15 protein-coding genes are annotated in these 12505 nt (G+C 66.7%); 9 read left to right on the forward strand and 6 right to left on the reverse strand.

Annotated elements, in window-relative coordinates:
- Positions 1-13 precede the first annotated feature (13 nt).
- Entirely contained in the window at positions 14-931 is a 918-nt protein-coding gene (locus JQT59_RS07500) for an NADP-dependent oxidoreductase (protein WP_213575589.1), read from the reverse strand.
- A gap of 105 nt (positions 932-1036) precedes the next feature.
- On the opposite strand from JQT59_RS07500, the gene JQT59_RS07505 reads away from it, so the two are divergent.
- On the forward strand, positions 1037-1438 hold the full coding sequence (locus JQT59_RS07505) for a winged helix-turn-helix transcriptional regulator (protein ID WP_213575590.1): 402 nt from the start codon (positions 1037-1039) through the stop codon (positions 1436-1438).
- 29 nt (positions 1439-1467) lie between these two features.
- Here JQT59_RS07505 and JQT59_RS07510 read toward each other — a convergent pair whose 3' ends face one another.
- Complete coding sequence (locus JQT59_RS07510) at positions 1468-1707, reverse strand: DUF6400 family protein (protein WP_213575591.1); 240 nt, start codon at positions 1705-1707, stop codon at positions 1468-1470.
- A gap of 231 nt (positions 1708-1938) precedes the next feature.
- Here JQT59_RS07510 and JQT59_RS07515 point away from each other — a divergent pair, with 231 nt between their 5' ends.
- On the forward strand, positions 1939-4149 hold the full coding sequence (locus tag JQT59_RS07515) for an acyltransferase family protein (RefSeq protein WP_249354208.1): 2211 nt from the start codon (positions 1939-1941) through the stop codon (positions 4147-4149).
- Positions 4150-4161: 12 nt separating this feature from the next.
- Here the strand turns inward: JQT59_RS07515 and JQT59_RS07520 are convergent, their stop codons facing one another.
- Together JQT59_RS07520 and JQT59_RS07525 are read right to left on the reverse strand one after the other, a co-directional pair.
- Positions 4162-5868, reverse strand: a complete 1707-nt coding sequence (locus JQT59_RS07520; RefSeq protein WP_249354209.1) for a cutinase family protein — start codon at positions 5866-5868, stop codon at positions 4162-4164.
- 102 nt (positions 5869-5970) lie between these two features.
- Complete coding sequence (locus JQT59_RS07525; protein ID WP_213575593.1) at positions 5971-6372, reverse strand: hypothetical protein; 402 nt, start codon at positions 6370-6372, stop codon at positions 5971-5973.
- A gap of 47 nt (positions 6373-6419) precedes the next feature.
- On the opposite strand from JQT59_RS07525, the gene JQT59_RS07530 reads away from it, so the two are divergent.
- From JQT59_RS07530 to JQT59_RS07555, 7 genes are all read left to right on the forward strand, one after another.
- The gene (locus JQT59_RS07530) at positions 6420-7739 is read left to right on the forward strand and encodes a sensor histidine kinase (protein ID WP_249354211.1); all 1320 of its coding nucleotides are present in this window, start codon (positions 6420-6422) and stop codon (positions 7737-7739) included.
- Complete coding sequence (locus tag JQT59_RS07535; RefSeq protein WP_230990003.1) at positions 7736-8410, forward strand: response regulator transcription factor; 675 nt, start codon at positions 7736-7738, stop codon at positions 8408-8410. The genes JQT59_RS07530 and JQT59_RS07535 overlap by 4 nt, the downstream gene beginning before the upstream one ends.
- A gap of 189 nt (positions 8411-8599) precedes the next feature.
- Positions 8600-8794 (forward strand): hypothetical protein, encoded by a 195-nt coding sequence (locus JQT59_RS07540; protein WP_213575594.1) that lies wholly within the window; start codon positions 8600-8602, stop codon positions 8792-8794.
- A gap of 212 nt (positions 8795-9006) precedes the next feature.
- Positions 9007-9135: a hypothetical protein gene (locus JQT59_RS37640; RefSeq protein ID WP_283254048.1), complete on the forward strand. Its 129-nt coding sequence runs from the start codon at positions 9007-9009 to the stop codon at positions 9133-9135.
- Between the two features lie 79 nt (positions 9136-9214).
- Positions 9215-9367, forward strand: coding sequence for a hypothetical protein (locus JQT59_RS07545; RefSeq protein ID WP_213575595.1), 153 nt, complete (start codon positions 9215-9217; stop codon positions 9365-9367).
- A 34-nt stretch (positions 9368-9401) separates the two neighbouring features.
- Positions 9402-9878 carry an Lrp/AsnC family transcriptional regulator gene (locus JQT59_RS07550; protein WP_213575596.1) on the forward strand — a complete coding sequence of 159 codons (477 nt, stop codon included), beginning with the start codon at positions 9402-9404 and terminating at the stop codon, positions 9876-9878.
- Positions 9879-10112: 234 nt separating this feature from the next.
- Positions 10113-11228: a GAF domain-containing protein gene (locus JQT59_RS07555; RefSeq protein WP_502939841.1), complete on the forward strand. Its 1116-nt coding sequence runs from the start codon at positions 10113-10115 to the stop codon at positions 11226-11228.
- Here the strand turns inward: JQT59_RS07555 and JQT59_RS07560 are convergent.
- Together JQT59_RS07560 and lipA are read right to left on the reverse strand one after the other, a co-directional pair.
- Positions 11207-11467, reverse strand: coding sequence for a DUF3263 domain-containing protein (locus tag JQT59_RS07560; RefSeq protein WP_109334512.1), 261 nt, complete (start codon positions 11465-11467; stop codon positions 11207-11209). The two genes, JQT59_RS07555 and JQT59_RS07560, sit on opposite strands and share 22 nt — an antisense overlap.
- A complete protein-coding gene (gene lipA / locus JQT59_RS07565) occupies positions 11464-12483 on the reverse strand; it encodes a lipoyl synthase (RefSeq protein WP_213575598.1) in 1020 nt (339 codons plus the stop codon). The genes JQT59_RS07560 and lipA overlap by 4 nt, the downstream gene beginning before the upstream one ends.
- Positions 12484-12505: the final 22 nt, after the last annotated feature.

A 12505-nucleotide genomic window follows, 5' to 3' on the forward strand; every position in this document is an offset into this window, starting at 1 on the left:
GGCGGTTCGGGAATCAGCGTTCGAAGGTGAGCACCCAGCGTCCACGCGAGCCGCCCGCATCGAGGGCCGCCAACGCCTCATTCGCCTTCTCGAGCGGATAAGTTCCGGCGATTCGTACCGCGAGCGGGCCGCTCTCCCTTCCCGTGCGTGCGACAGAGCTGAGCAATTTCTCGAGCCTGGCTCCGTCGTGGTGGACCATCACGGCCTGAACGTCGACGCCGCGCACGGCCCCGGGCTTTGCCGGCGGCACGACGCCCACATAGGTTCCGCCGTCGACAACCGCGGAAACCGCCGCGTCTCCGAGTACCGCGGTATCGAACACGGCGTCGAACCGGGTCGACGGGATTTCGCCGAGAACCTGTACTGCACCCGCGGACCGCAGAAAGTCGGTGTCGGTGGGGTGGCCGAGTGCGCTGACCGTCCATCCCCTCTCGACCGCGAGCGGGACGGCGAACCCGCCAACTCCACCGGCCGCGCCCGTCACCAGCAGCGATCTGCCCGCTGGGTCACCGAGGAGATCGAGTGCCTGATCTGCGGTCGACAGGTTGAGGGGCAGCGTTGCCGCCCCGGCGAAATTCAGGCCGTCCGGAATTCGGGCCGCCGCAGTGGCCGGAACGACGACATAGTCCGCGAAGGCGCGGAGCGGCGCATCCAACCGGTCGTGCAGGGCGACGACCCTCGTGCCGACGGCGGGTCCCACCACGCCATCACCCAGCGCGTCCACGATCCCGGCCGCATCCCAGCCCAGGCCCGCGCCGTCGGGCTGATCAATCCATCCGAGCCGGTGATAGACGCCTTGCCTGGTCTGAGAGTCCACCGGATTGACCGCCGCCGCGCGGAGTTCGATTCGGACTTCCCCGGGTCCCGCCTCCGGCACTGCCACCTCGATGATCTTCACGTCCTCGGTCCCGGTTGTCACAATTGCTCGCATGGTGCACCCCTTCGGTAGTCGCTGTTGCCGGTTCAGAATCGCCTGACTACTCTCCGTTGGGAAGTAGGCACCTGAAAGTGCGTAACGAAGCAAAAGGGGCGCCCGATGGCGACGACAACCGCAGGACAAGCGCGACATGCGGCAAAGCGAGAGTATGACGTGTATCTGGCGAACTGCCCGAGTCGTCAGCTCCTCGACCGGATCAGCGACAAGTGGGTGTCGCTCATTCTCGTCGCGCTGGGTCAGGGTTCGCGAAGGTACTCCGAACTGGCGCGCGAACTCGCCGGGGTCAGTCAGAAGATGCTGACCCAGACTCTTCGAGCGCTCGAACGGGACGGTCTCGTCGCACGCGAAGTGACTGCGGCGGTGCCCGTCCGCGTCGACTACGAGCTCACCGAACTCGGTAGGTCGCTACTGCCGATCCTCAGAGCGGTCAAACAGTGGGCGGAACACAACATGGACGACGTGACCACGGCTCGTGAGACGTACGACGGCCGCGCACAGTAGTCGCGACCTGCTGCTCCACAGGGGACGGATCAATCGGTGACGCGGCCTACCGTCCGATCCGGCAGCACACCCGCCGCCACCAGTTCGTCGTAGATGCGCTGCTGGTCGGCGTCGAGACCCGAATACAGCAGGTCGTAGGCGCGTTCCTCTTCCGCGAGGACGGCGACAGGGTCCCAGTCGTCCCCGATCGCCTCCAGCACCGCGGTACGCCGTCGTGCTTCGTCGAGCGTGAGATCGAGCGCGAATGACAGTTCGGAATGGCCGCTCATCGGATCACCTTCGTTTTCGCAGTCGATATCGAAGGGCACAGGGTTACTCGAGCGGGTCCAAGATCACAATGACCTGGATCACGATCGGGACGATCGCCCACTCGGTGACGTCGAGCGCGGACATGCTGCAGGCTGACGCGGCGTGGCTGTCGGGTACCCTGCCGCATCGTTGGCAATATGACGGGTGCCACAGGAATCCGGGGCTGGCTTCGGGAGAGGACCGATGGTCGAGTGAATATCGTCGAGACTCCGGAACGGCGGCGCGGAGCCGGTCGTCATCGCCCCGATCGTGGAGCGCTGGAGCGTCCGGACAATCGGCGAGCACCCGGCACCGGGTTCCGCACCGACATCGAGGGCTTGCGGGCAGTCGCAGTGCTGGCAGTCGTGTTGTTCCACGCGGGCGTTCCCGGCCTCGACGGCGGATTCGTGGGCGTAGACGTGTTCTTCGTCGTGTCCGGCTTCCTCATCACCGGGCTGCTGTGGCGGGACGTGACCGCTACCGGGAATGTGCGGCTCGCCCGGTTCTACGCGGCGCGGGCCAGGCGTCTGCTGCCCGCCGGTGTCACCGTGCTGGTGGTCACCGCGGTCGGTGCGGCCATGCTCCTGCCCCCATTACAGGCGCGCGCCGTTCTGGGCGACGGGATAGCCAGCGCGCTCTACGTCGGCAACTACCGGCTCGCCCTGCAGGGCACCGACTACCTGTCCGCCGATACACCTCCGTCGCCGTTTCAGCATTATTGGTCACTCGGCGTGGAAGAACAGTTCTACCTGCTGTGGCCTGCGCTGATCATCGGCACGGTCTGGCTGGTCCGGCGCGCGCGAAGGCGTGCCGACGGCGACGCTGCACCCTCCGTGTGGCCGTTTCTGTTCGGTCTCGCACTCGTGACGGCCGTGTCGTTCGCGATTTCGATGGCCTGGACGAGCACGCTGCCGCCGTGGGCGTACTTCTCTCTGCCCTCGCGAGCGTGGGAACTGGCCGCCGGCGGGCTGGTCGCGTTGTCCGTCCCGTTGTGGCGCCGGTTGCCGGCGCTTCCCGCTGCCGTCGCCGGATGGGCGGGACTGGTCCTGATTCTTCTGGGCTGTTTCGCGCTGGACGAGACGACGCCTTACCCCGGGACTGCCGCACTGCTGCCCGTGCTCGGCACGGTGCTGGTGATCGGCGCCGGCTGCGCCGAACCCCGACTGGGCGCCGGCCGCGGACTCTCGCTTGCCCCGATGCGGGCGATAGGCCGGGTGTCGTACTCCTGGTACCTCTGGCATTGGCCGGTGCTGCTGCTCTTGCCGCCCCTGCTCGGCCATTCCCTGAGCCTCTTCGACCGGCTCGCGGCGGTCGCGCTGTCGGGCGGCCTCGCCGTCCTCACGCTGCGACTCATCGAGAACCCCGCGCGGTTCGCTGCTCCACTGCGTCGGTCGGACACGCGCAGCCTGGCTCTCGGCGGCGCCGTCACAGTGCTCGCCGTCTGCGCGGCGCTCGTACTGCTGATATCGCGCCCAATGCCGGTGGGCCAGGGTGCTGCAGCGGAGGCGCTCACGGTCACCGCGCCGGAGGTCACGGCGGTCCCCACCGTCGACCCGCATGACGCGGCGGTGCAGCAGGTGACCGCACAGGTCGCGGCCGCGGTCGCGCACTCGGCCGAGCTGCGCGCCGTCCCGTCCAATCTGACCCCGCCGCTCGCCGACGCCCCGGCCGACAAGCCGGCGGTTTTCAACAACGGCTGCGTGCGCTCCTGGCTCGAGGTCGGGCTGGAGGACTGCGTGTCGGGTGATCCTGCCTCGACCACCACGGTGGCCCTCGTCGGCGACTCGCATGCCGCGATGTGGCACCCGGCGTTCGAGCCGGTCGCCGAGCAGCGACACTGGCGGCTCACGACGATGGGCAAGGTCACCTGTCCCTTGATGGAGCTGCCTATCACCAGTCCTTATCTCGGCCGGGCGTACTCCGAGTGCGAGCAGTGGCGCGGCGAAGTGACCGCCCGGTTACAGGCCGAGCGTCCACAACTGATTGTGGTGAGCATGTCTCGGCGGTACGGCGGCGACTTCGGATTCACCACCTACGACCAGGCCTGGATCGACGGCGTGACCCGCATGGTGGCGCAATTGCGGTCCACCGGCGCGGCCGTTCTGGTTCTCGGCCCCATCCCCGATCCGCGCTCCACCGTGCCGACCTGCCTGTCCGGTCACCTCGACGACGCCACGGCCTGCTCGCCGCCGCACGGTGCCGCGGTGAACTCCGCCGGTATCGCCGCCGAGGCGGCGGCGACCGCGGCCGGCGGGGGTCAGTACGCCGACCTCACCTCGCTCTTCTGCACCCCCGACCGCTGTCCGGTGATCGTCGGCAACGACCTGGTGTACCGCGACGACAACCATCTGACGCTCGGGCACGCCCAGAACCTCGCTCCTGTCGTCGGTGCCCTCGCCGACCGCGCTCTCGCCCGACGCTGAGCGGTAGTTTTTCTACTGCACCGGCGACGGTGGGACGGTGGTGGTGGTCGGGATCGTCGTCGCTTCCGGTTCGGCCACCTCTACCGTCGTCGGGACCTCTTGCTGGGTGGACGGGGTGTCGGTGGCTGCAACCGCGGCGGACGGTGACGGCTCCTCCGAGAACGCGGCCGACGTGTCGGGCGTGACCACTGCCACCGTGGGTGCCAAGGGAGCGGCGGTGGGGACGGCCGACGATGTCGTCGTCGGCACGGTGGACGAATCAGTCGAAGAGAGAAGATCTTTCGTCACGGTGGACGTTGTCGAGGTAGTCGACGCGGTGTCGCTCGGGTTCGCTGCCGAATCGGACGACGCGACGAGAGCGGCAGCGGACGCGTCGGCGGCCGGCTGTCCCATCTCTGCTTGCCGGGCCAGATGAGTCAGCCAGGCGGCGGCGTATTGCGAAGAGGTCAAAGGCTTTCCGCCCGCGGGGTCGGCGTCGCGCCAATAGTCGAAGTGATGACCTGTTCCCGGACCGAGGGTCTGCTGATACGGATCGCTCATCACCACGGCGACGGTGTTCTCGTTGTCCGCGATGAATCCGATGATCTCGTTCCGAACCTTGGCAGGCAGGTAGACCAGATCGATTGCCTGGTTCGGCGAGAGCGGTCCGGCGGGTGTATCCGACTGTGCCACTGGGGTACCGGGCTTGTAGGCGGGGTCCGATACCTTGATGAGAACGTCGAGGAAGGTCTCGTCCGACTGCATCCAGTTCTCCTGCGACTGGATGTCGGCGAACGCGGCGAGGGCGATCTGTCCGAGAACCGTCGCCATGTCCTGTGCTGTCGCGATGGTCAGCCCTTCGCGCTCGAGCGCATCGACGTTCAGTTGTCTGCCGACGTTGACGGCGAGTTGCAGCAGGGCGATGTTGTCCGGCGCGGAGCAGGTCAGGTCTCCTTCCGAACAGAAGGACGCCACTTTGCCGTCCAGCGCGCCGAATCCGCCGGATGTGCCCGGTAGGGCGCCCCGCCCCGGAGCGCTGTTGGTACCGGACTGGTAGGCGAGATCGAATCCGTCGGGATTGCGGAATTCGTTTTCGGCGCCGGGGAAGGGACCCCCGCCGACTTCACGTCCGGCATCCGCCAGGATCACCACGCCGACCACGGATGCCGGGTCGACGATGTCGTAGCCGTCCTCTCCGACCTCCTGGTTGCCGACTTCCATCGCGACCCGGCGCGCCACATCGGCGCCCTCGCTGTAGCCGACGATGGCGAACTTCGTGTCCGGACAGGAGGCGGCGATCGTGCGCATCACGGTTTCGGTGTTGTCGACACCGACATTCACCGCGTCCTCATACGACGACATGTTCGCCGGATAGTCGATGTAGACGGCGGCGTAGGAACCCTCGCCGACGGCCTGACGGGGTGCGTTGACCACCGGATCGACCCAGTCGCTGCTGTACTCGCTGGACAGAGCCGCCGGGAGCGGCGTGCCGTCGGGCGCCACCAGCATCTGGTGTGTGCCCGCGTGCGGCGCGTCGTTGCGCCCGGCAACTGCGATGCTCACCATGTCGTAACAGGCGGTCGAGGCTGCAGCAGTCAGGGCCGTGGCCGTCGTCGTCGGCGCCGCGGGGTTCGACCACGGAGCGGCAAGCAGCGCGGCCAGTCCCAGCACGCCAGGCGCCAGCAGCCCCGACGCCATCCGGCGTCGGTGTGCCGCAGGTGTCGTTACGCCATGTTTCATGGTCAACCTCATTCGGTCCGGCCCCGACCAATGACAATGCGTTACCAGGCACGTCGGAATCCGACACCGATGCGTTACACACCTGCAGCAGAGCCAGGAGAGCTAGCAGGGCGCAGGCACCCGGTGTCGCGTTGTAGCCGGACCGGCGAGACGGCCCGTCGAGTGAGCGTCGATCATCCGCTGTTCGCCTCGTTGAGCGAAACGCAGTGACGGGGACACGGCGGCACCCGCGTCGAGGAGCGCGCGAAGCGCCGGTTGTTCGGCGGCCAAGTGGAACCACTCGTCCTCCAGCGGAGTGCCGTCCTCGAGAGCCTGATCGAGTTTCGCGGCGAGGTGATTGCTCCATCGATGCTGCAATGCAAGGAGAAGGTTGTCAGCGCGTCCGAAAAGCCTTAGCGCGTCGGTACTTTCACTGGCCTCGAGGGCTGCGTGCACGTCGAGCTGTGCTACCGACAGCACATCCTCCAGCACCGCCCGCCGTTCGTGGAAATTACTCCAGGACATTTCGCCACCTCCGTCGAATCTTGTGATGCGGGAAACGCTACGGGGCTGTGGAGGCGATTTCGCCGTGCCAGGGTCGCGACTACTTCTCCTACTACGGGCGGAGAAACGGCTCCGCTCTCGGAACGATGTTCCGGGGAACCTCACCCGGCTACGCTGGTGAGGTGCAGGTCATGGAGTACTTTCGCCGCCGCATGACGATGAGTGAGTACGACTACCCGCCCGGTGTCCCGATCTTCGGGCACGTCGCCATCGTTGCCGTGGCCGGTGTCGCCGTCGCGCAGCGAGATGCGTTCGTGCCCCCAGGATGGGCGTTGCCGGTCGCGCTGGTGGCCGCGGGAACATCCTTGGCAGGAGATCTGGTGAGACCTGGATCCATGATTCCCCGGCCTCTCCTGGCGGTCGTGGTCACCGCAGCGACGGCACTGCTGTTGGTGCAACAGGTGATCGGTCAGTTCGACGTGGCCCCGTTCATTCTCGTGTTCATGGTCGGCGAAGTCGCGGCGACGGCGAAGCTGGCCGTGAGCCTTGCGACCGCGGCGGGTGCCGTCGCGGTGCTGTCCGGATTCGCCGTCGCCGACCGGCTGGGTGACGTGCCCTGGTACATCGCCGGTGTCGCGGTGGGGTGGATCATCGGACATCTGCTGCAGACCCAGCTCCGCCTCCTTCATCAGGAGCGCGCATCCCATGTCATCCAGACCGAGCAGGCCGCCACTCGCGAACGCCAACGCATCGCCCGGGAAATCCACGACGTGGTGGCCCACTCGTTGAGCATCACCATGCTCCATCTCACCGGGGCCCGCCGCGCCCTCGAAGAGGATCGCGACGTCGACGACGCGGTGGAGGCCCTCGCCGACGCCGAGCGCCTGGGCCGTCAGGCAATGGCAGACATCCGGCGGACGGTCGGGCTGCTCGAGGTGAAACCGGCCGGAACGCGGCCCGAACCTGCCATCGGTGACATCCCGAATCTGGTCGAAGACTTCCGCCGCGCAGGACTCCAGGTTTCTTTCGAGATGCGAGGAGACTCGGGCGCGGTGAGCAGCGCGACCGGTCTCGGTCTCTATCGGATATCGCAGGAGTCCCTGGCCAACATCATCAAACATGCGCCGGGCGCCGACGCCGAGGTGACACTCTCGATCGCGCCGGAGTCGATCACGCTGGTGGTGCGCAATCCGACCGCTGCTCCCGCAGTACTACCCATGGACTCGAGTGGTTCGGGGGTGCGTGGAATGCGGGAGCGCGCCGAACTCCTCGGTGGCACGTTGCAGGCCGGCCCGGATCATCAGGGTTGGTCGGTGCGCGCCGAGATTCCTCTCCCGACCGACTCCTGCCCGCTGTCGCTCCGGCGTCGTACCCCGGAGCAGTCGTGACCGCCCCCGAGATCAAGGTGTTGCTCGTCGACGACCAAGAATTGGTGCGATCAGGGCTCCGGCGGATCCTGCGACGCAAGGACGGTTTCGTCATCGTTGCCGAATGCGCCGACGGCTCGGAAGTGCCCGACGCCGTGGCTCGCCACGCACCCGATGTCGTGCTGATGGACCTACGCATGAAGGGGGTAGACGGGATTACGGCCACCCGTGAGCTCCAGGCCGGTGATCGACCCCCGCCGGTATTGGTTCTCACCACCTTCGACGACGACGAACTGCTGTCCGGCTCTCTGCGCGCAGGCGCCGCCGGTTTCCTTCTCAAGGATTCACCCGCCGAGGAATTGATTCGTGCCGTGCGAACGGTCGCGGAGGGAGGAGCTTGCCTCGATCCGGCGGTGACCGGCCGAGTGCTGACCACCTATCGCACCGCCGCCGGGCCCACCAACGGGGCGGGTCGCAGCGTCGACGAGCTGACGGCGCGGGAACTCGATGTGCTCGCGCTCATCGGCCGGGGATACAGCAACAGTGAGATCGGCCGCGCGCTGGGCATCTCGGGAGTAACCGTGAAGAGCCACATCGGGCACATCTTCGTCAAACTCGATCTTCGTGACCGCGCCGCCGCCATTGTCTACGCATTTGACCACGGCATCGTCACGCCCGGCCACGCAACTTGAACCGATGTCCAATTGTGCCGGTCGAGGGCGCTCGGCTCTGTTGGGCGCGATCACAAGTGGCATTCGTCTTTTTGATGATGTACAACTAACGCCATGACCGAATGTGATCCAGCGCACACTTAACCGTGACCGCGGAAAACGTCTACTTCCACGTTATTGCAGTCGACCCGATCCGGAAAGGACCCCGGCGTGCACACCACCCACCACACCCCGCTTCCTGACGAGTCGACGACCTCACTGGTGCGCTCGGGCGCTTCGATAGCGCTCGGTGCCGCGGCAGCGGCAGCGGCACCCGCCGTGGTAGTGACCGGGTCCGCGCTTCTGGCCGGTGTCGCAGCGGTCGCGACCCTTGCCTGCGTCGCCGCCGCATCGGTAATGATCTGACCTTTCTTCCACCATCAACATCGCATCGACAGGACACCTACATTCGTGAGCTTTCCCGTTTCAGGATCAACGACCCATGCACGCTCGTCCCGCCGGGCGGGGTCGATCAGTACCGAAGAAATCAAGTTGCGTATCGAGGCGATGTTCGCCGGTGAACGCTCCGAGCCCCGACCGCTCCGGGGTGATCGCACCGCACCGGAGAGGATGGCGGTATGACCAACGTGGCACTGCTACTGGGCTTGTTGGCCAGTGCAATCGGCGGCCGCACGGCACTGCAGCGCGTCCTCGCCAAGCCCAGCTCACGCCGGGCACCCGGTGCACTGTTCTACCCGAACGGGTGACGTCGACCGCCGACCTGATGCGGTTCCCGCAGGACTTCCCCGACCTGAACGACGATGAGGTCCTGCGCGGCGCCTAGTCATGAGTGGTCAGGTCGCGTCGCTGTGGTCGGTGCCGATCACGGCCCGAGCCGTGGCGGCAACGGTGGGATCCAATGCCGTTGCATCGGTGCACCACCGCGACGCCATGGGCCGTTTGCGCAGTATCGCTGACAAAATCAAGCAGAATGCGTAGCACCGTTGAGTCGCCTGGTGGCATACTCCGCTACATGACGAGACTCGATCGGACCGACGCCCGCCTGCTCCTTGCGCTCTGCGACGTCCCTCGCGCGACCGGCGTGCAGTTGGCGTCTCTGTTGGGCATGGCACGTAACACTGTGCAGGCGAGGATGTCTCGGTGGGACGAGCAGAAGGTACTGGCGCCGGTCGACCGGTGCGTGGCGCCCCGGGATCTCGGCTATCCCTTGCAGGCCTTCGTCACTGCAGTGGTCGATCAACATCGTCTCGAGGAGGTCATCAACCACCTCAGAGACATCGCCGAGGTCACCGAGGTCGTCGGCATCTCCGGGGCTGCGGACCTCCACATCGGTGTAGTCGCCGTCGATGCCGATGATCTGTACCGGGTGGCCGGCCTCATTCTTGCCGTCCCTGGAATCGAACGTACGACGGTGTCGGTCGCGATGCGCGACGCCATTCCCTACCGAACCCGCCCGCTGCTCGAACGGATCGCCGGGGAGGCAGGGTGAGCGCCGATGAGGGCGGCCCGACCCCCACCGCCCTGGAATCGGCGGGTGCGAAGCCGCTTTCAAGGAATGGCCTCCCCGAATCGTGCCCGTGGCGTGAGCTCCGACCGCCCGTGTCCCGGCTCACAACACGACGGTAAGCTCGGTGTCGTGAGTGCGACCAGTTCGACGCCGGAGAGGCTCCTGGCTGTGGGTTCCGGTGTGAATCTCTCCCGGCACGCACAAGTGTTGAGCGAGGTGCACGACGCGGTACTGTCCGGGCAGAAGCCGCCCATGCCTCCGCGTGAGGTTGTCGCCAGGTCGTGGTCGCGACTTCAGGCCGAGGGTGTCAGCCCCGCCCGGTGTGAAGACGTCGTATTCGCGGACTGCTCCGAACTCGAGTCCCGCCGTACCCGAACTGCCCTCCGTTCGGTTCTGCCGGAGCTCCGGAGCACGTTGACCGAGGTGGCCGACGATGCGAAGTTCATCGTGGTGATCGCCGACACCGATGGGGTGGTGCTGTGGCGAGACGGTTCCCGCGCCGTGCGCAAGGCTGCCGATGCGCTCGGCTTCATGGAAGGTGCACGCTGGTCCGAGGACTTGGTCGGTACCAATTCCGTCGGCACTGCACTGGTCGAAGGGGCTCCGGTGCAATTGTTTTCGGCCGAGCATTATGCGCGGTCGCACTCCGGTTGGTCGTGTACCGGGTCGCCGGTCCGCGACCCGCGGACGGGCGAGGTGCTCGGCGTGGTCGACATCAGCGGGTCGGCGATGTCGGTCCATCCGACCACCATGGCGCTCGTGCGAACTGCGGTGCGCTTGGCCGAGTCGACGTTGTGGCGAGAGCACACCGTCCAACTCGACAAGCTCCGTGCGCAAGCGGCGCCGGTGCTCGCCGCCGCCGGTGGGCCCGCACTCGTCGTGGACCGGCACGGCTGGGTTGTGGAAGCCGGCGGAATCGCTGTACCTGAACGGTTGGCGCCTCCGTGCGCCGAAAAGCCCTTACTGGTGCCGGGTCTGGGGTGGTGTGTGCCGGAGCCGCTCGGTGCGGGGTGGTTGGTGCGTCGCCGAGAGGATCGGGCAGACCTCGACCTCGAGCTCGACCTCGGTGCGTCGCCCCGCGCGACGGTGCGCGGAGATGTGAACTGGACCCGGGCCTTGTCGCCGAGACACGCTCAGATTCTGCGTGTCCTCGCGGACGCAGGGCCCGGCGGTACTGACGCCGCCGCGATGAGCGAGGCGCTGTTCGGCGACCGTGACCACGTCGTCGCCGTCCGCGCCGAGATCTCCCGTCTCCGAAAAAGTCTGGGCCCGATATTGATTGCTCAGCCGTACCGGTTCGCGGATAATGTTCAGGTTCGGATGTTCGGCTGAGCTGTGGTGCGCACGGCCTGAATACGTGTGTCGACGAAGCTGCGTAGGTCCGCGCGGAGTTGGGGGTCGAGGTGCCAGCCGGCGGGACCGTCGAGAATTTCTCCGAGCCTGGCGATGTAGCCGGCGGGTGTCATACCGAATTCGACGAGGAGATCACCGGTGTTCCCACCCCCGTAAGGTAGCCAGCGGCGGGCGAACTCGAGGATCCGCGAGTCTTCGATGATGGAACGGTTACTCATGGGTGAGGCTCCTGACGGGTGGTGTGGTTGGCTGCGAGATGATGGAGTCGGTCCGCAATTTCGCGGCGGTGGTGGGCCATCGCCTGTGCGTACAGGCGGCCGGCCCGGTAGGAGGAGCGGACCAGTGGCCCGGCCATCACGCCGGCGAAGCCGATCTCTTCGGCGGTGGTGGAGTGCGCCACGAATTCCTCGGGCTTGACCCACCGCTCGACGGGGTGATGCCGCGGTGAGGGACGCAGGTACTGGGTGATGGTGATGATGTCGCAGCCGGCGTCGTGCAGGTCGTGCAACGCCTGGGTGACCTCGTCGGGGGTTTCGCCCATTCCCAGGATCAGGTTCGACTTGGTGACGAGTCCGTCCTCGCGGGCGGCGGTGATCACGTCGAGGCTGCGCTGGTAGCGGAAGGCCGGGCGGATGCGCTTGAAGATGCGGGGCACGGTTTCGACGTTGTGGGCGAGGACCTCGGGGCGGGTGGAGAACACCTCGGCGAGTTGCTCGGGTTTGGCGTTGAAGTCCGGGATCAGCAGTTCGACGCCGGTGCCGGGGTTGAGCTGGTGGATCAGGCGCACCGTTTCGGCGTAGAGCCAGGCGCCGCCGTCGGGGAGGTCGTCGCGGGCGACGCCGGTGATGGTCGAGTAGCGCAGGCCCATGGCCTGGACGGACTCGGCGACGCGGCGGGGTTCGTCGCGGTCGAGTTCGTCGGGTTTGCCGGTGTCGATCTGGCAGAAGTCGCAGCGGCGGGTGCATTGCTCACCGCCGATGAGGAAGGTGGCCTCGCGGTCTTCCCAGCATTCGTAGATGTTGGGGCAGCCGGCTTCTTCGCAGACGGTGTGCAGGCCTTCGCGTGTGACGAGGCTTTTGAGCTCGGAGTATTCCGGGCCCATCTTCGCTCTCGTCTTGATCCAGTTCGGCTTGCGTTCGATCGGGGTCTCCGCGTTTCGGATTTCCAGTCGAAGGAGTTTGCGGCCGGGCGGGGCCTGTGCGGCCTCGGTCGATGTTCGTGGTGTGGCAGTCACGTGTCGATTCCTGGGTGGTGGT

Source organism: Rhodococcus sp. USK13 (genome assembly GCF_018343855.1).
GTDB lineage: Bacteria > Actinomycetota > Actinomycetes > Mycobacteriales > Mycobacteriaceae > Rhodococcus_F > Rhodococcus_F oxybenzonivorans.

Excerpts from the sequence above, each read along its gene's own strand:
- JQT59_RS07500 (WP_213575589.1), bottom strand. The coding sequence starts at position 931 with ATGCGAGCAATTGTGACAACCGGGACCGAGGACGTGAAGATCATCGAG.
- JQT59_RS07545 (WP_213575595.1), top strand. The coding sequence starts at position 9,215 with ATGAGTGGTCAGGTCGCGTCGCTGTGGTCGGTGCCGATCACGGCCCGA.
- JQT59_RS07525 (WP_213575593.1), bottom strand. The coding sequence starts at position 6,372 with ATGTCCTGGAGTAATTTCCACGAACGGCGGGCGGTGCTGGAGGATGTG.
- JQT59_RS07560 (WP_109334512.1), bottom strand. The coding sequence starts at position 11,467 with ATGAGTAACCGTTCCATCATCGAAGACTCGCGGATCCTCGAGTTCGCC.
- JQT59_RS07550 (WP_213575596.1), top strand. The coding sequence starts at position 9,402 with ATGACGAGACTCGATCGGACCGACGCCCGCCTGCTCCTTGCGCTCTGC.
- JQT59_RS07505 (WP_213575590.1), top strand. The coding sequence starts at position 1,037 with ATGGCGACGACAACCGCAGGACAAGCGCGACATGCGGCAAAGCGAGAG.
- JQT59_RS07510 (WP_213575591.1), bottom strand. The coding sequence starts at position 1,707 with ATGAGCGGCCATTCCGAACTGTCATTCGCGCTCGATCTCACGCTCGAC.
- JQT59_RS37640 (WP_283254048.1), top strand. The coding sequence starts at position 9,007 with ATGACCAACGTGGCACTGCTACTGGGCTTGTTGGCCAGTGCAATCGGC.
- JQT59_RS07520 (WP_249354209.1), bottom strand. The coding sequence starts at position 5,868 with ATGAAACATGGCGTAACGACACCTGCGGCACACCGACGCCGGATGGCG.